We start from the raw sequence: 21214 nt of genomic DNA, 5'->3' as shown, positions 1-21214 counted from the left end.
TACGGGGTGCGCGCGCGTACCTAAGGAGACCGCTTGAAGATCACCGACGTCGAAGTGCTCGTCACCAGCCCGGGACGCAACTTCGTGACGATCCGCATCCGCACCGACGAAGGCGTGTACGGGCTCGGCGACGCCACGCTCAACGGCCGCGAGCTGGCCGTCGCCTCCTACCTGCGCGACCACGTCGCCCCCTGCCTGATCGGCCGCAACCCGTTCCAGATCGAGGACATCTGGCAGTACCTGTACCGTGGCGCGTACTGGCGGCGCGGCCCGGTCACGATGACCGCGATCGGCGCGGTGGACATGGCGCTGTGGGACATCAAGGGCAAGGCGCTCAACGTGCCCGTTTACGAGCTGCTCGGCGGCGCCTGCCGCAACGGCGTCATGGTGTACGGCCACGCCAACGGCCAGAGCGTCGGCGAGGCGGTGGAGGCCGTCGGCCGCTACATCGACATGGGCTACAAGGCCGTGCGCGTGCAGGCGGGTGTGCCGGGGCTGAAGGCCACGTACGGGGTGGGCAGGGGCGACCTGTTCTACGAGCCCGCCGGTGAGGGCCTGCCCAGTGAGGACGTCTGGAGCACGGAGAAGTACCTGGCCACCGTGCCCGAGCTGTTCGCCAGGGTCCGCGAGGAGTACGGCAGGGACGTGCACCTGCTGCACGACGCCCACCACCGGCTCACCCCGATCGAGGCGGGCCGGCTCGGGCGGGAGCTGGAACCGTACTCGCTGTTCTGGCTGGAGGACGCGGTGCCGGCCGAGCAGCAGGAGGCGTTCAGGATCGTCCGCCAGCACACCACGACGCCGCTGGCCGTCGGCGAGATCTTCAACACCATCCACGACGCGACCGTGCTGCTGCGCGAGAACCTCATCGACTACCTGCGCATGACCGTCGTGCACGGCGGCGGCATCACCCACCTGCGCACGGCGGCGGCGTACGCGGCGGTGCACCAGGTACGTACCGGCTGCCACGGCGCCACCGACCTGTCGCCCGTCACCATGGCCGCGGCGCTGCACTTCGACCTGTCGATCCCGAACTTCGGCATCCAGGAGTACATGCGGCACACGCCGGAGACGGACGAGGTGTTCCCGCACGCCTACACCTTCTCCGACGGCTACCTGCACCCCGGCGACGCGCCCGGCCTGGGCGTGGACTACCGGGACGACCTGGCCGAGCGGTATCCGTACAAGCGGGCGTACCTGCCGGTCAGCCGCCTGGAGGACGGCACGATGTTCAACTGGTAGGACGGGGTTTGCGGCGGCCGGGCCGTTGCTTTAGCGTCGATCCGAAATCGCGTGCCTGCCCGCGAAGGGTCCCCGATGACACTTTCTCCCCGCCCCGCTGTCGAGCCGCTGCTGGCCGGTGACGAGCTGGAGCTGGCCGTGGAGGCGGGCGAGCGGTGGTGGGGCGGCTCGGTGGACGACGGGCTGTCGATGCCGTACGGCACGCGGCCCTTCACCCGCGATCTCGGCGGGCCCCGCGAACCCGGGGGGCCGTCCAACCAGAGCGCTCCCGTGCTGCTGTCCACCCGGGGGCGGGTGGTGTGGTCGGAGCGGCCGTTCGCGTTCGCGTTCGACGGCGGCCGACTGCGGCTGTCGGGGCGCGGCATCGAGGTGAGCAGGGCGGGCGGCACGCTGCGCGAGGCGTTCCTGTCCGCCGCGCACCGTTTCTTCCCGCCGTCCGGGCGGGCCCCCGCCCGGCGGCTGTTCTCCGGGCCGCAGTACAGCACCTGGATCGAGCACCCGTACACGCCCACCCAGGAGGGCGTGCTGCGCTTCGCCCGCGACCTCCTGGACGCCGGCCTGCCGCCGGGCGTGGTGCTGATCGACGATCTGTGGGCGGAGGACTACGGCACCTGGCGGTTCGACCGCGCCCGCTTCCCCGACCCGGCCGCGATGGTCGCCCGGCTGCACGAATGGGGCTGCTCGGTGATGCTGTGGGTGGTGCCGTTCGTCAGCCCCGACTCGGCCGCGTTCCGCGAGCTGGAGGGGCGCGGGGTGCTGCTGCGGGACGCCTCAGGCGAGACCGCGATCCGGCGGTGGTGGAACGGGTTCAGCGCCGCCCTCGACCTCACCGACCCCGGCGCCGTCGAGTGGATCACCTCCCGGCTCGACGCGCTCGTCGAGGAGACGGGGGTGGACGGCTTCAAGTTCGATGCCGGTGACGTGCGCGACTACCGGGCCGATGACCGCACCGCCGAGCCGGCCGAGCCGGTCGATCTGTGCGAGGCGTGGGCGCGGGTGGGGCTGCGGTATCCGTACAACGAGTTCCGGGCGTGCTGGCGGATGGGCGGTCAGCCGCTCGCCCAGCGGTTGCAGGACAAGCCGGCGCTGTGGGGGCCGGACGGGATCGGGTCGCTGATCCCGGAGATGCTCGCCCAGGGGCTGATCGGGCACGCGTTCGTCTGCCCCGACATGATCGGCGGCGGCGAGATCGGCTCGGTGTCCGCGCAGGGGGCGACCGATCAGGAGTTCTTCGTCCGGTACGCGCAGGTCGCCGCGCTCGCCCCCATCATGCAGTTCTCCGTGCTGCCCACCCGCGTGCTCGACGCGACGCACCTGGCCGCCGTCCGCGAGGCGCTGGCCGTCCGCGCCGCGCTGCTGCCCCGCATCCTCGGCCTCGTGGACCACGCCGCCGCCACCGGGGAGCCGATCGTGCGCCCCATGGCGTACCACGCGCCGGGGCTCGACGACGTGACCGACCAGTTCTTCCTCGGCCCGGACCTCATCGTGGCCCCAGTGCTCGCGCAGGGCGCCACCGAGCGGGAGGTCGTGCTGCCGGAAGGCCGCTGGCGAGCCGACGACGGCACGGCGGTCGAGGGGCCCGCCCGCGTCACGGTCGCCTGCGACCTGACGCGGCTCCCCCGCTTCGAGCGCCTGCCCGCCCGCTGAGCGCGGTCAGGAGCCGGGATCGTCCGGCTCGTCGAGGAGGCGGAGGTCGGCGGGGCCGATGGTGGCGCTGACCAGCAGGGCGGTGATGAGGTTGTGGTTGAGCGCGTTGCCCAGCGGCGGCGGGATCTCCTCCTCAAGCAGCCCCGGCACCTTCTTGCTCAGCCGCTTGCGCGTCTGGGTGACGATGTGGGCGGCGCGCTTGGCGGTCCACTGCTCGCCGGGGCGCAGGCGGCTCAGCTCGTCGGCGACCTGCGACCAGGTGAGCGGCTGCGGCCACGGCTCGGGCCGCAGGTAGCGCTGGCCGAGGCAGACCAGCACCAGCCGCTCGACCTCGGTGAGCACCCAGCCGTTCGGCTCGCGGGTCTCGGCCTCCAGGCGGGCGCGCGTCTCCGCGTCCGCGCCCCGGGGCACGGACGCCCTGACGATCCGCACTTCGAGCAGGTGTTCCTGCTCGGGGGCGACGATGAACAGCGGCGTGTACGCGGCCGTCAACGGTGTCCTGTGCCCGGTGAGCACCAGGCGGCCGCCGGGCAGGCGGATCGGCAGGTTGCCGAGGTTGCACAGCACCCATTGCCCGTCCTCGCGGACGATGGAGCCGTGGCGGCGGCTGACGTACGGGTCGTCGGCGCCCACGCAGACGTGCACGTCCGGCTCCGAGCGCCCGAACACCACCTCGAACCCCGCATCGGGGGCGACCCTGATCCCGCCGCGGCCGCCCCGGACGTACAGGGTGCCGGGCACGTCGGGTGGCAGGCCGGTGATGTCGTCTCCCTGGGACGTCGGCAGCAGGTGCACCTTGCTGCGCGGCCGACGTTCGGTGCGCGCCATATGGCGATCTTTTCTGTCCCTGCCGCACGAAGTCAACGTCAGTCCTGACCAGCCGGTACGAAAGGCGGTCGTCACGTCTCCGGTACCGCAGACGCGATCTCTCTTCGTGACTCTCTGTTGGAGAGCGGACACATCGTGCAAGATGGTCTCTGCACGACCGCGCCTTTCCGGGGGAGGGCTGCGCGGTGAGATGCGTCACCAGGCCACGGCGGATCGCCTCATCCGTGACGGCGAACGCGCCCTGGACAACGGGGAGCAGGAACGGCTGCGTGCCATCAACATCGAGCTGCGGTCCCTGCTCCCCGAGCCTCCGCCGTCGCCCAGCCTGAGCACGGTGCGGGCCACCTGAGCACGGTACGGGCTACCCGAGCCCGCCCGCCCCCGCCTGGCCGGCCCGCGCCTGGAGCGGCTCGGCGGCCCCGCTCCCCCGGCCCCGGCCGGTCAGACCGCGACGGGTTCGCGGCGGGCGGCGTAACGGGAGGGCGGCCGGGGCAGGCCATAGTGGGCGCGCAGGGTGCGGGTGTCGTACTCGTGACGGAAGAGCCCGCGTGCCCGCAGCTCCGGTACGACGTGGTCCACGAACACCTCCAGGCCGCTGGGCAGCAGGGGCGGCATGATGTTGAAGCCGTCCGCCGCGCCGTTGAAGAACCACTCCTGGAGCTGGTCGGCGATCTGCTCGGGCGTGCCGGTGACGACGCGGTGGCCACGCCCGCCCGCGAGCCGCGACAGCAGCTGCCTGACGGTGAGGCGTTCGCGTCTGGCGAGCTCGACGACGAGCTTGCGGCGGCTCTGCGCGCCCTCGGTCTCGATGGGCACGTCGGGCAGCGGGCCGTCCAGGTGCTCCTCGGTCAGCTCGATGCCGGTCAGGTAGGACAGCTGCGCCAGCCCGTACGCGGGGATGATGAGCTCGTCGAGCTCTCGTTCCAGGGCGCGCGCCTCCTCCTCGGTCGAGCCGATGATCGGTGAGATGCCGGGCAGGACGAGCAGCTCGTCGTGCCGCCGCCCGTAGGCGGCCAGGCGGCGCTTGAGGTCGGCGTAGAACTCCTGGCCGTCCTGCAGGGTCTGCTGCGCGGTGAAGACGGCCTCGGCGTGGCGGGCGGCGAACTCCTTGCCGTCCTCCGACGAGCCGGCCTGGACGAGCAGCGGGCGGCCCTGCGGGGTGCGCGAGGTGTTCAGCGGGCCTTTGACGGAGAAGTGCTCGCCGGTGTGGTCGATGGGGTGGATCTTGTCGGTGTCGGCGTACGTGCCGGCCGCCCGGTCGGCGAGGATCGCGTCGTCCTCCCAGCTGTCCCAGAGCTTGGTGACGACGTCGAGGAACTCGGCGGCCCGCGCGTAGCGGGCGGCGTGTGCGGGGCGCTCGATGCCGAAGTTGGCGGCCTCGGCCTCGCTCGCCGAGGTGACGATGTTCCAGCCGGCCCGGCCACCGCTGATGTGGTCGAGCGAGGCGAACTTGCGCGCCACGTGGAAGGGCTCGTTGTACGTGGTCGAGACGGTGGCGATGAGCCCGATGCGCTCGGTGACGGTGGCCAGGGCCGTCAGCAGGGTCAGCGGTTCGAGGCCGCCGAGCGCGTTGTGGCGTACCTTGCCGCGCAGCGCGAGCCCGTCGGCGAGGAACACCGAGTCGAGCGCGCCGCGCTCGGCGATCTTCGCGAGCTCCTGGTAGTGGCGGACGTCGGCGATCTTGCCGGGTTCGCTACGGGGGTGGCGCCAGGCCGCCTCGTGGTGGCCGACGCCCATGAGGAAGGCGTTGAGGTGCAGTTTTCTCGTCACGTGGTCCTCCAGGTGGAAAGCGGCGCTCGGCGGTGGTCAGGCTGCGGGCGCGCCGATGCCCGGGTGCCCGGGTGAAAGAGGGGTTCCTCCCCCGTGCCCGCCCCCGAGGCGGGCACGGGGCGAGGAGGATCCGTGATCAGCGACACTGCGCGCTGGAGACGTGGCCGTGGTCCACGTGCGGGCGCCGGGTCAGGAGAAGGCCCTGGCTCATGCACTCGAAGGTACGATCACGCCCTCATAAAGTCAATATTTCCTATAGGCTATACATGAAATATCAGCTCGATGGTCCCGGGCGGGGCTCAGCGGCGGCCCCAGCGGCCTCGGCGGACTCCGGCTGGAGACCGAGGCGGCAGAACCATCGGTGGCGGGGCGGCGGCCTCCGGCCCGTGCTGCGGGCATCACCGGCGCGCGCCTGCGGAGAGGTCGGGCGCGTTCGTCAGGTGAGGACGACGCAGCCGCGTTCCTCCAGCGCGGCCAGCAGGGAGGGGTCGGGGTCGCAAGGGTTCCAGCGCAGGTCGAGCTTCTCCAGGGCGGGCATGCGGGCGACCCAGCCGGGCAGCCGGGTGATGCGGTTGCCCCGCAGGTCCACCTGGCGCAGCAGCGGCAGCTCGGCGATCGGCTCCGGCACCTCGGCGAGCCGGTTGTCGCGCAGCTCGAGGTGGCGCAGCTCGCGCAGATCGGCCACCGAGGGCGGCAGGTGCTCGATGCGGTTGCCGCGCAGCCACAGCTCGCGCAGGCGGTTGTCGTGCAGGTAGAGGCAGCCGCTCAGGCCGGTCAGCCCACCCAGCTCATCGGGCAGGGACGTCAGCTCGTTGTGTCCCAGGTCCAGGGTGACCAGCCGGCGCAGCCGCACGATCTCGGGCGGGAGCGCCATGAGCCCGGTCTCGGCGAGGATCAGCACCTCCAGCCCGGTACGCTCCCAGACCTCGCCGGGCACCTCGCCGAGCGGCTGTCGCCACAGGTTGAGCACGTCGCGCATGCGGTCCTTTCTCGAACGACCGTTCGTGGCCGCACGCACGGGTCCCCGTCAAGCGCCCTCCGGCGTCCGATGCCCGGGTCCCGTCTGACATGCTGCAACCGGCTTGTCCTGACGTGATGCTTGGAGCGTACGATGACCGATCCTCTCGCCGTCGACCCGCCGCTCGACGCCGAGTTCCCCGCCACCACGCCGGCGGTGACGTTCGAGAGCGCGGGCGAGGACCTGCTCGGCGTGCTGCACGTGCCGGCCGGGCGCGGGCCGCACCCCATGGTCGTGCTGCTCCACGGCTTTCCCGGCAACGAGCGCAACTTCGACCTCGCCCAGGCGCTGCGCAGGGCGGGATACGCGGCGCTGGTGTTCCACTACCGCGGCTCGTGGGGTGTGGGCGGGTCCTGGTCGTGGGGCAACGTGCTGGAGGACGCGGCGACCGTGGTGGCCAAGGTCCGCGAGCCGGAGTTCGCCTCCGCGCATCGGCTCGATCCCGCGCGGCTCGCGGTGGCAGGGCACAGCCTCGGCGGTTTCGCCGCGCTGATGACCGCGGCGGCGGACCCGCATATCGCCGCCGTCGCCTCGATCGCCGGTTTCGACTTCGGCGCGGCCGTCGCGCAGTGCCGCGAGGATCCCGGCCGCCGCGCCGCGTACGTCGAGGCGTTCGCCGGCTCGCTCACCCCGCTCAAGGGCACCAGCGGGGAGGCGCTCGTGGCCGAGATGGAGGCCGCCGGTGACGCCTGGCGGCTCGCCGGCCTCGCGCCCCGGCTCGCCGACCGGCCCGTGCTCCTGGTGGGCACCGGCCGCGACGACGTCACTCCGAGCGAGGTGCACCATGACCCGCTCGTGGCGGCGTACGAGAAGCATCCCGTCGAGCGTCTCCACCACCGGGTGCTGCCCACCGACCACGCGCTGTCGGACCAGCGGGTGACGCTGGCCCGCACGCTCTCGGACTTCCTCGCGCGCTACCTCTGACGGCGTGTGCGGCCGGGGCCGGTCGGCCTGGCCTCGGCGGTCGGCGCCGGTGAGCCGCGGCCCCGCAACCCGTACCCGATGGTCGACGTCACCATCGGCGGACGCCACTACGAGCGGCTGCGGGGAGCCGGCCTTCCGGGGGCGGTCCGGCGGGCGTCCATGCGGCAGGCGCTGGCGCTCACGCCGGAGGCCGCCTTCGTCGCGCCGGACATCGCACGCTTCGGCGGCTGCCGCGAGCACTGCCCGCCGCGATCAGCGCATGCCGGAACGGCGGGTCCCGGGGTGGTCGCGGTGCGGGCGGCGGCCACCCCGGGCGCGCCGGTCAGCGGCGCCGGTCAGGCAACGCCGGTGAGACGGCTCCGGTGCAGCGGCTTCGGTCAGGCGGCGGCCTCCTCGCGGCGTACATGCGAACAGCTCGCGCAGGCCGTACGGTCCGGAGCCTGGAGCAACTGGTCGAAGGGGATGAAGATACCGCAGCACTCACAGATGCCGTAGAGCCCGCGGTCCATGCGGTCCAGGGCGTCGCTGATGCGGTGGGCGGCGGCGTGGTCGAGCACGGGGTCGGTGGCGGCGAGCCGCTCGTCGAGCAGCTCGCGCAGCTCCTCGAGCCGGTTCAGGTGCTCGGTGTAGTGCTGCAGGTGGGTGTGGACTGATCTGTCGTCGGCCATGACGCTGATCTGCTCCTCGCTGTACGCGAAAAGGGGATAACGGCGCGTCCGCGTCGGATGCGGGGGCCTCCAGCGCTGCGCTGGAGTGATGGTGATCATGAAGACAGGGGTGGCGTCAGATCAGGGGTGGGCTGCGTGAGCCCGTGGTGCGGTGCCCGAACTGCTGGGGGTCGCCGGTCAGGTCCGCGTCGGGGCGCGGGCCGGGCAGCAGTGCGAGGTGGGCGGCCTCGTCGTGCGTGCCGCGCAGGGGCGGCCACAACGTCAGCACGGGGTGTTCACGGACGCTGGTGGCCTGCGGTGGCAGGCTGGCCAGGCCGTCGTCGCCGGCGTGTTCGTCGTCGGTCGAGGTCGGGGCCAGGGCTGAACGGGTCACCAGGTGAGGGCCGTTCCAGCCCGAGGGCGCGCCGGCCATCAGGCCGGCCGCGAGCAGGGACAGCAGGAGCAGGCCCATCACGCCGCATAGCGCGAGGGAGCCTCGTGGTGTCGTGGTGCCCCACGGTCCCGCCATAAGCCCGACCATAGCCCAGACCGTATGAAAAAGGGCATCCATCCGCGGAACTGAGTACGGCCCGATTCGGCGTACGCGCCCTCAACCGATCTTCTCCGCAGCGCGGTTTCCCCGTGGACGGCGCGGTTTCGTGCGGCGCCCACCCCTGCGGCGGGCAGGGTCAGATTTTGCAGATCGTGAACGTCAGCGTCTTCGACGCCTTGGCGTGGGTGAGCAGGCGGAAGACGATTGTGTGCCGGCCGGGGAACGAGCTGAGCGGACTACGCCGCAGCACGTCGGAGCCGTTGGTGAGGTATCCGGTCAGCCAGCCCTCGTCCTGGCCGTCCACGACCCAGCGGTAGCCGTACGGGATCTGCTTGCCCGTCGGTCCGGACAGCGTGGCGACCGGGAACGCGCTGGGGCTGTAGCAGCCGCCCATCTTCACGCCGTCGAGCGTCACCGACACCAGCCGGACGGTGCCGCCGGATGAGGTGCCGGTCTTCGTGGCTTTCGGGGCGGTGGTCTTGGGCGCGGCCGCCGTGGTCTTCAGCGTGCTCGGACGGGGCGTGGAACGGGCGGTCCGCTCAGGGGTCCGCTCGGGGCTGCTGCTGTGGCGGGGCGTGGGCCTTGTGGAGGGTGAGATGTTCGCTTCGGGGCCTCCGGTCGTGGCGGCCGGCTCATCGCTCTCCTCCGTCCGTTCGAGGGCGGGCGTCTGTACGGGTGGCGCGGCCGCGCCGCTCGTGCCCGGTGGCAGGAACACGACCGCACCCGCCACCAGGGCACCGGCCACCGCGCCCGCACCGATCAGCACCGCCGTCCCTTTGCCGCGCCTGTGAGACCGCCCCGGGGGCGGCACGGTGGCGAGGCCGATCGGCTGCCCGAGCTGCGGCGCCATGGCCGGCCCAGCGGGCGGCACCTGGGAGATCGGGGGTGCCGGGGGCATCGGCGGGGCCGGGCGGGAGCCGAGCAGCCAGAGCAGCACGTCCTGCATGCTCGGCGGCCGGGTTCTTGGCCAGACAGGCCAGCAGGATCGGGCGCAGCGGGGCGGGCACGTCGCCGAGGTACGGCTCGTCGTGCAGGATCCGGCGGATCACGGCGGGCAGCGAGTCGTTGCCGAACGGCGGCGTCCCCGTCGCGGCGAACACCATCACCCCCGCCCACGCGAACACGTCGGCGGCCGGGCCGACGGGCTCGCCCGCGAGCTGCTCGGGAGCCATGTACGCGGGCGTCCCCATGACGCCGCTGACCCCGGACGGCCCGGCCGCCGCCGAGCGGGCGATGCCGAAGTCGATGACGCGCGGCCCGCCGGGGCCGAGCAGCACGTTGGCGGGCTGGAAGTCGCGGTGCACGATGCCGGCCTGGTGGATGGCGGCCAGCGCCGACGGGCGGATCTTTCTCCCAGAGCGGTTCGGCCTGCGGCATGAGTCCCCCGTGTCAGCACTCTGGATCTTCAGCACCTTAGCCGGAAGATCGTGAGTAACACGGAATGTCATAGAAATTCACCGGCCGCTGACCTCGCATGGCCGACATCACGCCGCCATGCCCCGGCCGGCCCAGGGTCAGGACGTCGGCCGCCTCGGCGTCCCGTACGCATCGTGCGGCGTGTCGGCGTACGCCCACTGGTGGTCGCGGGCATGGCGGCAGGCCGCCTCCACGTCCCCCGTGCGCATGACCTCCAGCAGCTCGCGGTGCTCGTCGGCGACGTGCTCCAGCTCAGGCCGGGTGACCATGAGCGCGATGGCGGTGCGGGCCTCGATCTGCAGCGCCTCCCAGGCGCGGGTCAGCAGGCCGTTGCCGCCCGCCTGTACGACGTGGCGGTGGAAGCGGGCGCTGGTCAGGCCGATGCCGGTGACGTCGGAGGCGCGGGCGCAGGCGTACATGTCCTGGACCGCCTCCTCAAGCCGGTCGAGCGGCAGCGCCCCGGCCAGCATGGCGAGGCGCGTCGCGGTCTCCTCCAGCGCCGCCCGCAGGATGTACGCCTCGCGGATCGTCTGCTCGGCGAAGGGCAGCACCCGGCTGCCGTGCCTGGGCAGGCTCTCGATGAGCCCCAGCCCTTCGAGCTGCCGCAGCGCCTCGCGTACGGGGGCCTGGCTGGTGCCGTACTCGGCGGCGATCCTCGTCTCGATCAGCCGCTCCCCCTCGCCCAGTTCGCCGGTGACGATCCGCCGTAGCAGGCCGTCGCGGATCTGCAGGCTCAGGGTCGGCCGGGCGGAGCGCGGCGCGGTGGACGGGTGGACCGGGGATTCCGCCACCAGACCTCCCCTCGAAACTGCCTCTTGACTCTCAAATCCTCTCATCTAGCTTCAAATTATCGATATCGATAATTGGAGCGCAGATGCTGATATCGGTTGAGATGCCGGACAGTGCGGACGCGGCCAGGACATACCTCCGAGACGGAGCCCTCCCCCTGGGTGGCGGCACCCACCTGATGCCCCGGTTGAACGACGCGGCCGGCACCGACGTCCGGCTGGTCAGCCTGCGCAAGGCCGGGCTGCGCGGCATCCAGGTCCAGGACGGCAGCGTGGCGATCGGCGCGGCCACCACGCTCGCGGACGTCGAGGACGACCCCCGGCTCCCCTACCTCTCCCCTTGCGTGCGCTCGATCGCCTCCCCGCCGGTCCGCAACCTCGCCACCGTGGCGGGCAACCTCTTCGTGCCGCAGCCGTACGGCGATCTCGCGGCGGCGCTGCTCGCCCTGGACGCCGAGCTGGACGTGCTCGGCGCGGACGGCGTACGCGGTGAGCCCCTGGAGCGGATCGCCGCCGGCGGACTACCCGCCGGCGAGCTGGTGACGCGCATCCGGTTCACCGCCCCTGAGCAGGGCGCCTTCCGCTTCCACAAGGCGGCCAGGCGGCACCTCAACTCGGGCTCCATCGTCACGATCGCGGCCAGGATCGCGGTCGAGGACGGCGTGGTGGCCGGCGTGCGGCTGGCCGTCGGCGGCATGGCGCGCCGCCTGGTACGGGCCGTCGAGGCCGAGCGGGTGCTGCTCGGCGAGCCGCTCACCCCCGAGGTCATCGCCCGCGCGGCCGCGGCGGACGCCTTCGAGCCGTTCGACGACGCGTACGCCTCCGCGTGGTACCGCGCCAGGGTCTACCCCGTCCACCTGCGTCGCGCCCTGCTCGGGGCCTGAAAGGGGATCGCATGCCGTCACAGATCGTCACGCTCACGCTGAACGGCGCGGAGCGGGAGCTGATCGCCCGCCCCTCGATGACGTTGCTGACCGCCCTGCGCGAGACGTTCGGGCTGACGGGCGCCAAGCGCGGCTGCGCCCAGGGAGGCTGCGGCAGCTGCACGGTCCTGCTGGACGGCCGGCCGGTGGTGTCGTGCCTGGTCCCCGTGGTGACGGTCGACGGCTCGTCGGTGGAGACGATCGAGGGCCAGGCGGACGGCGAGCGGCTCAGCGACGTGCAGCAGGCCTTCGTAGATGGGTTCGCCACGCAGTGCGGCTTCTGCACCCCCGGGATGATCATGTCGGCCACGGCGCTGCTCGACCGCAATCCGGATCCGACGCGGCAGGACGTCATAGAGGCGATCTGCGGGAACGTCTGCCGCTGCACCGGGTACGAGCCGATCATCAACGCCGTCCTCGATGCGGCCCGACGCCGCCGCCAAGCGGCGTCCGACAGCGAAGAGCGCGAGCCCGCGGGGGCCGAGCGATGAGCCTCCGCCTCACCCCGATCGACACCTCGTACTTCGCCCGGGAGCGGGGGACGGCGGTTTCTCCGTCATCGGCTCCCCCGTCCAACGCTCCGACGCCCGCTCCCACGTCACCGGCCGCACGGTCTTCTTCGAGGACATGACGCCGCCGGGCCTGACCCACGTCAAGATCCACCGCTCCACCCGGCACCACGCGCTCATCAACAGCGTGGACGTCTCCGGCGCGCTGCAGGTGCCGGGTGTGCTGCGCGTCATCACGTACAAGGACGTGCCGAACAACTGGTACGTCGTGCTGCGCCTGATCGGGGTGGGGCCCGACGACGAGCCGGTGCTGGCCGAGGATCGGGTGCTCTACCGGGGCGAGCCGATCGTCGCGGTGGTCGGCGAGACCGAGGAGGCCGCCCGCGAGGGCGCCGCCCGGGTCAAGGTGGACTATACGGATCTGCCCGCCGTGCTCGACGTGGAGGAGGCGCTGGCCGAGGGCGCACCGATCATCAAGCAGGCCGGCACCAACCACTTCGTCTACGAGGGGCACCACTGCCGGAGGGTGCGCTTCGGCGACGTGCAGCGGGCCTTCGCCGAGGCCGACCGGATCATCGAGGGCCGCTACGACTCCTCCCCCATCGAGCACGCGCCGGTCGAGCCGACCGGCTGCATCGTCGTGCCGCAGGGCGACGGGCGGCTGCGCATTCACAGTGACACGCAGGCGGCGTTCTTCACGCTCGACAACACCGCGCTCATCCTCGGCGTCCCGCCCACGGACCTGCGGGTGGTCGGCGGCACCGTGGGCGGCGGTTTCGGCGGCAAGGTGGACGTCATCGTGGAGCCGCTGGCCTGCCTGGCGGCGATGCTGACCGGCAGGCCCGCCAAGTACGTCTACAGCCGCGCCGAGGAGATGCAGGTGTCGTCCACGCGGGCGGCCGAGCGCATCTACATCAAGGACGGCGTGATGAACGACGGCCGCATCATCGCCCGCCAGGTCACCTTGTACGTGGACGCGGGCGCGTACTCGCGGCACAGCCCGTACGGCGTGACCAAGGCGGCGGCGCACATGCCGGGCCCGTACACGATCCCGAACGTGCACGTCGACTGCTACTGCGTCTACACGAACCGGACGCCGTCCAGCGCCATGCGCGGTTTCGGCGTCACGATCGGTGACTTCGCGCTGGAGTCGCACATGGACCGGGTGGCCAGGGAACTGGGCATGGACCCGCTACGGCTGCGGCTGCTCAACGCCTACCGGGACGGCGACATGAAGGCGCACCGCAAGATCGCGTCGGGGACGGCGCTGGTCGAAGTGATCCAGCGCGCCGCCGACCTGGTGGGTCACGAGCTGCCGGACGAATACCGGGCGATGTCGTCGGGCGAACGGGCGGAGGGCTGAGCGATGGCGTTGCGGCGCGGGCGCGGGTACGCGGCGGTCAACTACCCGACCGGGATGAACCTGGGCGGCGACCCCTCACAGGCCCTGGTGCACGCCACCACCATGGGCGGGTTCGTGGTGACGCTCTCCTCGGTGGACCTCGGGCAGGGGCTGCGCACGGTCGTCGCGCAGTGCGCGGCGGAGACACTCGGCGTCCCGATCGAGAACGTCATCGTCGACACCGCCGACACCGACACGGGACCGCACTGCATGGGGACGTTCGCCAGCCGCGGCACCCACCGCGTCGGCAACGCGGTGATCATGGCGGCGCGCGAGGCCAGGGAGGTCATGCTGCAGGTGGCGGCCGACGAGCTGGAGGTGGACGCGGACGACCTGGAGACCGACGGCACGGGCCACATCAGGCTCAAGGGCGCGCCGGAGAAGAAGATCCACGTCAGCGAGGTGGCGCTGGCCGCGCACTTCCGCCAGGGCCGCACGATCTCCGGCCGGGGCATGTTCCTGAAGGAGCCGAGCACGGTGGTGCCGGAGACCGGGGAGATGGACCCGGACTCCTGCCAGGCGCACGCGTGCACGGTGGCCGAGGTCGAGGTGGACGACGAGACGGGCGTCATCGAGGTGCTGCGGCTCTACAACACCTACGAGGTGGGCAGGGCGCTCAACCCCGCCATCGCGACGCAGCAGGTGGAGGGCGGCGCCTGGATGGGGCTGTCGCACGCGCTGTTCGAGTCGACGGAGCCGTACTATCCGCACTCGCGCGAGCACGGCCCGCTCGACTTCACCGAGTACCTGATGCCGGGCCCCGCCGACCTTCCGGTGCAGACCAGCGTGTTACTCGAACGTCCCGCCGACAACGGGCCGTTCGGGGCGAAGGGCATCGGCGAGATGACGGCGAACGCGCCGATCCCCGCGATCGCGAACGCGGTGTACGACGCGGTCGGGGTGCGGCTGACGAGCATGCCGTTCACGCCGGAGAAGGTGCTGCGCGGGCTGGACGAGCTGCGGGCCGGCCGTGCGGGCTGAGGAACCGGCCGACGCGGTGCTCGCCGACCAGGACGAGCTGGGCCGGCGGCTCGGCGCGGAGGGCTACCTGGCGGGCGAGGGCCTGCTGACCGCCGTGCACCTGGCCGGGGTGCTCGGGCTGCCGCTGCTGCTGGAGGGCGAGCCCGGCGTCGGCAAGACCGAGATCGCGAACGTGCTGGCCAGGGTGCTCGGCCGCGAGCTGATCAGGTTGCAGTGCTACGAGGGCCTGGACGCCTCCCAGGCCCTGTACGAGTGGGACTACCCGAAGCAGCTCCTGGCGCTGCGGGCCGCCGAGGCCGAGGGCCGGGGCGTCGGCGCGCTGTACCGGGAGGAGTTCCTGCTGCAGCGGCCCCTGCTACGTGCCCTGCGGACCGAGCGGGGCGCGGTGCTGCTGATCGACGAGATCGACCGCGCCGACAGCGAGTTCGAGGCGTTCCTGCTGGAGTTCCTCGGCGACTTCCAGATCACGATCCCCGAGCTGGGCACGATGCGGGCGGCGAGCCGGCCGTTCGTCGTGCTCACCTCCAACAGGACGCGCGAGCTGCACGACGCGCTCAAGCGGCGCTGCCTCTACCACTGGATCCCCTTCCCCGACGCCGAGCGGGAGCGGGCGATCATCCAGGCGCGCGAGCCCGGCCTGGACGAGCGGAGCGCGGCCCGGCTGGTGGCCGCGGTGCACCGCATCCGCGCGCTGGAGCTGCTGAAGCGGCCGGGCATCGCGGAGTCGGCGTCGTGGGCGCGCGGCGTGCGCACGCTCGCCGGCGAAGGGGCGAGCTGGCCGGAGGCGATGCGCAGGTCGGCCGGGCTGCTCGTCAAGCACGAGGAGGACCTGGCGCTGGTCGAGCGGCACGCGGCGGAGGTGTTCCGTGACTGACCCCGGGTTCGCCGGGCGCGTCGCCGAGCACGTGCACGGGTTCCTGCGCGATCTGCACGAGCAGGGGCTGCGGGTGCCGGTGCCCCGGCGGCTGGTCTTCCTGCGGGCGATCGAGGCCGCGGGCCCGCGCGACGTCACGCACCTGTACTGGATCGGGGCGAGCACCCTCACCGCGTCCCCCGAGGACCTGGAGGTCTACACCCCGGCGTTCGAGCGCTGGTTCGGCACGGCGCGGGCGCGGCCCGTACCTGAGGAGGAGTCCCCCGACGACGAGACGCCCGCGCCGCGCGACAAGGGGGACGAGACGCCCTTCGCGGCGGCGCTCGGCGGCCGGGCGGGCCGCGAGGCCGGGCAGGCCGAGCACGAGCGGCGGCCGGCGTTCGGCCCGGCGAGCGAGGCCGAGCGGGCGGTGCTCACGCTGCTGCGGCGGGAGGTGCGCCGCGCGGTGCCCGTCGTGCGCTCGCGGCGCCGCAGGCCCGCACGGCGCGGCCCGTGGATCGACCTCGGCAGGATCTGCCGCGAGTCGTGGCGCACCCACGGCGAGATCGTGACGCTGCGCCGGCGGGACCGGCCGCGGCGGCCGCGCCGGGTGCTGCTGCTCATCGACGTCTCGGGGTCGATGAAGCAGCACAGCGCCGCCTACCTGCGCTTCGCGCACGCCGTGACCGCGCGGCTGGAGCGGGCCGAGGTGTTCACCTTCGGCACCCGGCTGACCAGGGTGACCGCGACGCTGCGGGCGCGGGATGTGGACACGGCCGTCGCCGCGCTCGGCGAGGTCGTCCTGGACGCCGAGGGCGGCACCAGGATCGGCGCCTCGCTGCGGGCGTTCCTGGGCAACCCGCGCTACGTCACGATGGCGCGCGGCGCGCTGATCATCGTGCTGTCGGACGGCCTGGAGCGCGGCGACTGCGAGCCCATGCGGGCGGCGGTGCGCCGGTTGTCGCTGCTCGGCCACCGGCTGCTGTGGTGGACGCCGCTGGCCTGCGATCCGGCGTACCGGCCGGTCACGCGCGGCATGTCGGCGGTGCTCGGCCATCTGGACGGGCTCGCGGGCGTCCGTGACCTGCGCACGGCGTACGAGCAGCTGAAGACCCTCAGCAGGGAGTGATCGTCATGTACACGGGTCCCATCGTCGACGCGCACCACCACATCTGGCGGAAGGCGGACCTGCCGTGGCTGTCGGGGCCGATGGTGCCGCGCATCTTCGGCCCGTACGAGGCGATCAGGCGCGACTACCTGATCGACGAGTACGTCGCCGAGGCCACCGCCTGCGGCATCACCGAGTCCGTCTACGTGCAGACCAACTGGCCGCTTGACCGGGTCGAGGACGAGGTGCGCTGGCTGCGCGAGGTGCACGAGGAAAGCGGCTGGCCGATGGCCGTGGTCGCGGCGGCGGACATGTTCGACGAGGACGCCCCGCAGGTCATGCGGCGGCAGGCCGCGATCACCCCGCTGGTGCGGGGCGTGCGGCAGCAGCTGCACTGGCACGAGCGGCCCGAGTTCCGCTTCGCCGACGAGCCCGACCGCATGAAGGACCCGGTGTTCAGGAAGAACGTCGGCGCGCTCGCCGACCTCGGCTGGCTGTTCGAGCTGCAGGTCTTCCCCGGCCAGATGGCCGACGCCGCCGACCTGGTGGCCGACTTCCCCGGCGTCACGTTCGTGCTGGTGCACGCCGGGATGCTGATCGGCGACGAGGAGGCCGAGTCGTGGCGGTCGGGGATGGCCGCGCTGGCCGGGCTGCCGAACGTCGTCGTCAAGCTCACCGGGCAGGGCACGTTCGTGCACCGGGTGGACCCGGGCCTGATCTCCATGGTCACCGACGAGGTGATCGCCCGGTTCGGCGCCGGCCGCGCGATGTTCGGCACCAACTTCCCCGTCGAGAAGCTCTGGACCACCATGCCCCCGCTGGTCGGCGCGTGGAAGGACGCGCTGGCCCACCTCCCGCCCGCCGACCAGCAGGCGGTCTTCGCCGGCACCGCACGACGGGTGTACGGGCTGGCACGGTGACACGTATGACACTGATGAAAGGAATCAACCCGCCATGGCACTGTTCGTCCTGACCTACGGCTATCACGACACCCCGCTGCGCGCCGAGCGCCGCGACGACCATCTCGCCCATCTGAACAAGCTGTACGAGCAGGGCAGCCTCGTCGCCGCCGGACCGTACACGGACCTGACGGAAGGCATGATCGTGTTGCGTGCGGAGGACGAGAAGGCGGCGCAGGCGCTCGTCGAGCAGGACCCGTACACGCAGCTCGGCGTCACCAAGGACCGGCGGCTGCGCGAGTGGCGCGTGACGGTCGGCGCCCTGTCCGCCGGATCCTGACACCATGGACTCCGCCGCCGTCGCCTCTTGTGCCGGACGGGCGACGGCGGCGGGCTCGTCACTGCGGATCGAGCACGAACACCGGGATGCGGCGCTCGGTCTTCTCCTGGTACTCGGCGTACGGCGGGAAGGCCGCGACCGCCCGCTCCCACCAGGCCGCCCGCTCCTCGCCGTCGACCTCGCGGGCGACGTAGGTGCGGGTCACGGTGCCGTCCTGAAGCCGGATCTCAGGGTGGGCCTTGATGTTGTAGTACCACGTCGGGTGCTCGGGAGCGCCGCCCTTGGACGCCACGACCGCGTAGCTGCCCTCGTGCTCCACCCGCATGACCGGCGTGTAACGCAGCTTGCCGGTCTTCGCTCCGCGCAGGGTCAGCAGCACCACCTGCCGTCCCCCGACGTCAATGCCTTCGGTGGTGCCGGTCTCCAGGATCTTCTTCGTCTGCTCCCGCACCCAGTCGGTGGGGCTCAGCTCGACGTTCTGGTCAGCCATGGGAGCGATCAACAACGGGCGCGCCGATCTCATTCCCGGTTGTGCGGGTCAGGCGGCCACCCAGTCGTGGTTCTCGCGTACGAGGGTGAACCCGGCCGAGCGGTAGAGCGCCACCGCCGGTGTGAGCGACTTCGGAGTGACGACGGCGACCGCGCTCGCCCCGCGCTCGACCAGCGCCGCGCACGTGGCCAGCACCGCTTCGCGGCCGTAGCCGTGGCCCCGGTGATCGGCGTGGGTGCCGACGGGTTCGAGCAGCGCGCACCTGCCCTCGCCCGCGAACCAGCCGGTCACGGCGGCGGCGGGCGCCCCTTCCGGCGTGCGTACGAGCGCCTCCACCGCGAGGTCACCCGCCGGTGAGCGCTTCATGGCGTGCCAGCGCTCGACCGTGAACGTCGAGCCGGGGAACGCCGAGCGCTGCACGAGCACCCGATCGGCGGCGGAGCCGGCGTCGACGAACTCGGCGCGGGGCGTGGCCACCGGGCGCGGGGTCCACGTCAGGGCGACCCAGGGGTCCTCAAGCTCGCGCCGGAACCCGGGCATCGGCAGGCCGTCGGTACGGCGCTCGTCCGGTGCGAGCAGCTCCTCGGCGTCCGCCGCGATCGCCTCCACGTCGGCGCCCGGCGCGGTCGTCACGCGCAGCGCCTTGCCGTCGAGGAACCCGGCCGCCACCGGCGTGCCGCCGGCGGTCCAGAGATACACGACCGCGTCCTCGAACCGGAGATACCACCCGATGTCGCCGGGGTGCACGCCGCCGGCGGGGACGTCTTCCGGGGTCCATTCACTCAGCGCGCGCAGCGCCGGGCCGGCCTGCTCGGGGGCCAGGTGGTGCCGGACAAGCGGAATCATGAACGGCAGGCTAACCATCGCTCTCCGGCCGTCTCAAACGCTTTTCCGGCGCCGCGACCGCCTGGCGTGCACTGTTCCCCTGGGCGCCAGCGCGGCTTCATACGTCGTTCATGCCCGTATCAGAGATTTGTCGGCTGTCACCCTCTTTATTGCAGGAAAGGCAGCACCGTGAAGAACAAGAAGGCCGAGGAGACCGAGCACTCCGGGCTTTCCCGCCGCCGGCTGGTCAAGTACGCGGGCATCGGCGCGACCCTCGCCGCCGCGGCGCCCCTCGCAGGCGGCACCCCCGCACAGGCCGACGACGAGCGCAAGTTCGGCCACGGCGGCAATCAGGGCCGCATGTGGCGGGCCGGCGACCACCACGTCCACTCCGAGTACAGCGGCGAGTTCGACACCAAGACGAACCCGCCCACCTTCCACAAAGGCGCGGACGCCGTCTACCCGATCGTCACCAACGCCATCATGGCCAAGTACTTCGGCCTGACCTGGGCGATGTGCACCGACCACGGCGGCCCCACGCACTCCAAGGTCAACCTCGAGCAGGCCTACCCCGACCTGCTGCGGTCGCGGGTGCTGGTGCCCGAGGTGCTGCAGTTCTGGGGCATGGAGTTCGACGCGCCCGCGCTCGACCACCACACGCTGATGATCCCCCACCACGAGGGCGAGGCGCAGCAGCTGTTCGAGCTGGAGAGCCGCTTCGCCAAGCACGACGCCTTCCCCGCCGACCCCGGCCGCGACACCGAGGCCAAGATGGTCGAGTTCCTCAAGGCCGCCCGCGCCATGCCGCGCAAGCCGCTGGTGATCGCCCACCACGCCTCCCGGTCGGCGACCGGGCTCGGCGTGTGGGGTCAGGACACGCCGCGCGAGTTCCGTAACGGCAACAACGCCGCACCCGACGTGTACGTCGGCTTCGAGGGCGCGCCCGGACACCAGGCAGGACCGCTCAACGGCGGCGCGCGCGGCGGCTACGGCAACCACCCCACCTACGGCGGCTTCGACCAGATGACCGCCCGCGTCGGCGGCCTGTGGGACGCGCTGCTCGGCGAGGGACGCCACTGGTGGATCACCGCCACGTCCGACTCGCACGTCCACTGGACGCGCGGCGGCTCCGACTTCTGGCCCGGCGAGTACAGCAAGACGTACGTGGCGGCCCGCCAGGACTACGACGACATCATGGACGCCCTGCGCAACGGCCGGATCTTCGTCACCACCGGTGACCTCATCACCGCGCTCGACGTCACCGCCGCCGCCCAGGGTCGCCGCGCCACGGTCAGCGAGACGCTCGTGATCAACTCGCGTGGCCGCGACGACGTCGAGGTGGAGATCCGCTTCCGGCCGCTGAACGGCAGGAACGCCAACGGCGACCACCCCGAGGTGCGGCGCGTCGACCTCATCGTCGGCCAGGTCACCGGCGTCAGCGCCGACCTGGACGCCGACACCAACCCCACCACCAAGGTCGTGGCCCGCTTCGGCCCGAACGACTGGCGCCGCCAGGGCCAGGACCGCGTCATCCGCTACACGCTGCGCGACGTCGGTCACGACAGCTACCTGCGGGTGCGCGGCACCAGCACCGACGAGATGGAGCCGCAAGCGGACGGCAAGGAGAGCCCGTGGGAAGACCTGTGGTTCTACTCGAACCCGGTCTTCATCCGCGTCCGCTGACCCGCCACGCCGGGGACACGCGCCGGTCGCCTCACACCGGGGACACCCGTCGGCGCCTCACACCGGCTGCGGCCCCGCGGCGAAGAACCGCAGCGCGGCCGCCCGGTCCCGACGCAGCGCCGGGCGGATGAACGCGCGCCGCGCACCAGCGGCCTCGAACAGCTCGTCCACCAGCCGGCCGCTGCACGCGGTGCCAGGCCGCGACGCGACCCCTTCCCGAGATGCGGAGAACACCCGTACACCCGCGCGCCCCGGCCCTTCGGCACGACGGGCGCCAAGGTGAAGCTCAACCGGCCGCCCGCGGCGCCTCCTGAGCGGCCCGCCGCAGCACCTCCCGCCCGACCTGCCCCCACTCCTCACCCACGGAT

At 72.3% G+C, this 21214-nt stretch carries 22 protein-coding genes and 1 pseudogene; 13 read left to right on the top strand and 10 right to left on the bottom strand.

Annotation, left to right across the window (positions count from 1 at the left end; genetic code table 11):
• The first annotated feature begins 33 nt into the window (after nt 1-33).
• The gene (manD, locus tag WBK31_RS11325; protein WP_364067886.1) at nt 34-1242 is read left to right on the top strand and encodes a D-mannonate dehydratase ManD; all 1209 of its coding nucleotides are present in this window, start codon (nt 34-36) and stop codon (nt 1240-1242) included.
• Between the two features lie 75 nt (nt 1243-1317).
• Entirely contained in the window at nt 1318-2889 is a 1572-nt protein-coding gene (locus tag WBK31_RS11320; RefSeq protein ID WP_364067888.1) for a glycoside hydrolase family 31 protein, read from the top strand.
• 6 nt (nt 2890-2895) lie between these two features.
• Here WBK31_RS11320 and WBK31_RS11315 read toward each other — a convergent pair whose 3' ends face one another.
• The gene (locus tag WBK31_RS11315) at nt 2896-3717 is read right to left on the bottom strand and encodes an FHA domain-containing protein (RefSeq protein WP_378789785.1); all 822 of its coding nucleotides are present in this window, start codon (nt 3715-3717) and stop codon (nt 2896-2898) included.
• Between the two features lie 190 nt (nt 3718-3907).
• Here WBK31_RS11315 and WBK31_RS11310 point away from each other — a divergent pair, with 190 nt between their 5' ends.
• Complete coding sequence (locus WBK31_RS11310) at nt 3908-4066, top strand: hypothetical protein (RefSeq protein WP_406674770.1); 159 nt, start codon at nt 3908-3910, stop codon at nt 4064-4066.
• 92 nt (nt 4067-4158) lie between these two features.
• On the opposite strand, the gene WBK31_RS11305 is transcribed toward WBK31_RS11310, so the two are convergent.
• Entirely contained in the window at nt 4159-5487 is a 1329-nt protein-coding gene (locus tag WBK31_RS11305) for an LLM class flavin-dependent oxidoreductase (protein ID WP_364067894.1), read from the bottom strand.
• 436 nt (nt 5488-5923) lie between these two features.
• Nucleotides 5924-6466: a leucine-rich repeat domain-containing protein gene (locus tag WBK31_RS11300; RefSeq protein ID WP_364067896.1), complete on the bottom strand. Its 543-nt coding sequence runs from the start codon at nt 6464-6466 to the stop codon at nt 5924-5926.
• 132 nt (nt 6467-6598) lie between these two features.
• On the opposite strand from WBK31_RS11300, the gene WBK31_RS11295 reads away from it, so the two are divergent.
• Nucleotides 6599-7429, top strand: coding sequence for an alpha/beta hydrolase family protein (locus tag WBK31_RS11295; RefSeq protein ID WP_406674769.1), 831 nt, complete (start codon nt 6599-6601; stop codon nt 7427-7429).
• 377 nt (nt 7430-7806) lie between these two features.
• Here the strand turns inward: WBK31_RS11295 and WBK31_RS11290 are convergent, their stop codons facing one another.
• From WBK31_RS11290 to WBK31_RS11270, 5 genes and pseudogenes are all read right to left on the bottom strand, one after another.
• Nucleotides 7807-8097: a TraR/DksA C4-type zinc finger protein gene (locus WBK31_RS11290; protein WP_364067900.1), complete on the bottom strand. Its 291-nt coding sequence runs from the start codon at nt 8095-8097 to the stop codon at nt 7807-7809.
• Nucleotides 8098-8212: 115 nt separating this feature from the next.
• Nucleotides 8213-8605 (bottom strand): hypothetical protein, encoded by a 393-nt coding sequence (locus WBK31_RS11285; RefSeq protein WP_364067902.1) that lies wholly within the window; start codon nt 8603-8605, stop codon nt 8213-8215.
• Nucleotides 8606-8765: 160 nt separating this feature from the next.
• On the bottom strand, nt 8766-9566 hold the full coding sequence (locus WBK31_RS11280; protein ID WP_406675581.1) for a hypothetical protein: 801 nt from the start codon (nt 9564-9566) through the stop codon (nt 8766-8768).
• Between the two features lie 79 nt (nt 9567-9645).
• A pseudogene (locus tag WBK31_RS11275) lies at nt 9646-10077 on the bottom strand (protein kinase domain-containing protein); the annotation flags it as partial.
• Between the two features lie 66 nt (nt 10078-10143).
• A complete protein-coding gene (locus tag WBK31_RS11270; protein WP_406674768.1) occupies nt 10144-10836 on the bottom strand; it encodes a GntR family transcriptional regulator in 693 nt (230 codons plus the stop codon).
• 83 nt (nt 10837-10919) lie between these two features.
• Here WBK31_RS11270 and WBK31_RS11265 point away from each other — a divergent pair, with 83 nt between their 5' ends.
• Genes WBK31_RS11265 through WBK31_RS11230 form a run of 8 tightly spaced genes read left to right on the top strand, consistent with a single transcriptional unit; the run spans nt 10920 to nt 17848 of the window.
• Nucleotides 10920-11717, top strand: a complete 798-nt coding sequence (locus WBK31_RS11265; RefSeq protein ID WP_406674767.1) for an FAD binding domain-containing protein — start codon at nt 10920-10922, stop codon at nt 11715-11717.
• Between the two features lie 11 nt (nt 11718-11728).
• The gene (locus tag WBK31_RS11260) at nt 11729-12247 is read left to right on the top strand and encodes a (2Fe-2S)-binding protein (protein WP_364067905.1); all 519 of its coding nucleotides are present in this window, start codon (nt 11729-11731) and stop codon (nt 12245-12247) included.
• Nucleotides 12177-13628, top strand: coding sequence for a xanthine dehydrogenase family protein molybdopterin-binding subunit (locus tag WBK31_RS11255; RefSeq protein ID WP_406674766.1), 1452 nt, complete (start codon nt 12177-12179; stop codon nt 13626-13628). Before WBK31_RS11260 ends, WBK31_RS11255 begins: the two co-directional genes overlap by 71 nt.
• A 3-nt stretch (nt 13629-13631) precedes the next feature.
• On the top strand, nt 13632-14648 hold the full coding sequence (locus WBK31_RS11250; protein WP_364067908.1) for a molybdopterin cofactor-binding domain-containing protein: 1017 nt from the start codon (nt 13632-13634) through the stop codon (nt 14646-14648).
• Nucleotides 14638-15522 carry an AAA family ATPase gene (locus tag WBK31_RS11245; RefSeq protein ID WP_406674765.1) on the top strand — a complete coding sequence of 295 codons (885 nt, stop codon included), beginning with the start codon at nt 14638-14640 and terminating at the stop codon, nt 15520-15522. The genes WBK31_RS11250 and WBK31_RS11245 overlap by 11 nt, the downstream gene beginning before the upstream one ends.
• Entirely contained in the window at nt 15515-16630 is a 1116-nt protein-coding gene (locus WBK31_RS11240) for a VWA domain-containing protein (protein ID WP_364067911.1), read from the top strand. Before WBK31_RS11245 ends, WBK31_RS11240 begins: the two co-directional genes overlap by 8 nt.
• A 5-nt stretch (nt 16631-16635) precedes the next feature.
• The gene (locus WBK31_RS11235) at nt 16636-17529 is read left to right on the top strand and encodes an amidohydrolase family protein (RefSeq protein WP_364067913.1); all 894 of its coding nucleotides are present in this window, start codon (nt 16636-16638) and stop codon (nt 17527-17529) included.
• Between the two features lie 34 nt (nt 17530-17563).
• Nucleotides 17564-17848, top strand: a complete 285-nt coding sequence (locus tag WBK31_RS11230; RefSeq protein WP_364067915.1) for a YciI family protein — start codon at nt 17564-17566, stop codon at nt 17846-17848.
• A 58-nt stretch (nt 17849-17906) separates the two neighbouring features.
• Here the strand turns inward: WBK31_RS11230 and WBK31_RS11225 are convergent, their stop codons facing one another.
• Together WBK31_RS11225 and WBK31_RS11220 are read right to left on the bottom strand one after the other, a co-directional pair.
• Nucleotides 17907-18338, bottom strand: a complete 432-nt coding sequence (locus WBK31_RS11225; RefSeq protein WP_364067917.1) for a nitroreductase family deazaflavin-dependent oxidoreductase — start codon at nt 18336-18338, stop codon at nt 17907-17909.
• A gap of 48 nt (nt 18339-18386) precedes the next feature.
• Nucleotides 18387-19184 (bottom strand): GNAT family N-acetyltransferase, encoded by a 798-nt coding sequence (locus tag WBK31_RS11220; RefSeq protein ID WP_364067919.1) that lies wholly within the window; start codon nt 19182-19184, stop codon nt 18387-18389.
• Nucleotides 19185-19352: 168 nt separating this feature from the next.
• Here WBK31_RS11220 and WBK31_RS11215 point away from each other — a divergent pair, with 168 nt between their 5' ends.
• A complete protein-coding gene (locus WBK31_RS11215) occupies nt 19353-20846 on the top strand; it encodes a phosphoesterase (protein ID WP_364067921.1) in 1494 nt (497 codons plus the stop codon).
• Nucleotides 20847-21214 lie beyond the last annotated feature (368 nt).

It is taken from the genome of Nonomuraea sp. N2-4H, assembly GCF_045291505.1.
Taxonomy (GTDB): domain Bacteria; phylum Actinomycetota; class Actinomycetes; order Streptosporangiales; family Streptosporangiaceae; genus Nonomuraea; species Nonomuraea fastidiosa.
The sequence above is the reverse complement of the archived record's forward strand: the minus strand, read 5'-3'. Positions and strand labels throughout refer to the sequence as shown.

Coding starts and splice junctions, on each gene's coding strand:
- WBK31_RS11315 (WP_378789785.1), bottom strand. CDS start 3,717: ATGGCGCGCACCGAACGTCGGCCGCGCAGCAAGGTGCACCTGCTGCCG.
- WBK31_RS11265 (WP_406674767.1), top strand. CDS start 10,920: ATGCTGATATCGGTTGAGATGCCGGACAGTGCGGACGCGGCCAGGACA.
- WBK31_RS11295 (WP_406674769.1), top strand. CDS start 6,599: ATGACCGATCCTCTCGCCGTCGACCCGCCGCTCGACGCCGAGTTCCCC.
- WBK31_RS11290 (WP_364067900.1), bottom strand. CDS start 8,097: ATGGCCGACGACAGATCAGTCCACACCCACCTGCAGCACTACACCGAG.
- WBK31_RS11285 (WP_364067902.1), bottom strand. CDS start 8,605: ATGGCGGGACCGTGGGGCACCACGACACCACGAGGCTCCCTCGCGCTA.
- WBK31_RS11320 (WP_364067888.1), top strand. CDS start 1,318: ATGACACTTTCTCCCCGCCCCGCTGTCGAGCCGCTGCTGGCCGGTGAC.
- WBK31_RS11220 (WP_364067919.1), bottom strand. CDS start 19,184: ATGATTCCGCTTGTCCGGCACCACCTGGCCCCCGAGCAGGCCGGCCCG.
- WBK31_RS11235 (WP_364067913.1), top strand. CDS start 16,636: ATGTACACGGGTCCCATCGTCGACGCGCACCACCACATCTGGCGGAAG.
- WBK31_RS11225 (WP_364067917.1), bottom strand. CDS start 18,338: ATGGCTGACCAGAACGTCGAGCTGAGCCCCACCGACTGGGTGCGGGAG.
- WBK31_RS11250 (WP_364067908.1), top strand. CDS start 13,632: ATGGCGTTGCGGCGCGGGCGCGGGTACGCGGCGGTCAACTACCCGACC.
- WBK31_RS11300 (WP_364067896.1), bottom strand. CDS start 6,466: ATGCGCGACGTGCTCAACCTGTGGCGACAGCCGCTCGGCGAGGTGCCC.
- WBK31_RS11230 (WP_364067915.1), top strand. CDS start 17,564: ATGGCACTGTTCGTCCTGACCTACGGCTATCACGACACCCCGCTGCGC.
- WBK31_RS11310 (WP_406674770.1), top strand. CDS start 3,908: ATGCGTCACCAGGCCACGGCGGATCGCCTCATCCGTGACGGCGAACGC.
- WBK31_RS11260 (WP_364067905.1), top strand. CDS start 11,729: ATGCCGTCACAGATCGTCACGCTCACGCTGAACGGCGCGGAGCGGGAG.
- WBK31_RS11255 (WP_406674766.1), top strand. CDS start 12,177: ATGCGGCCCGACGCCGCCGCCAAGCGGCGTCCGACAGCGAAGAGCGCG.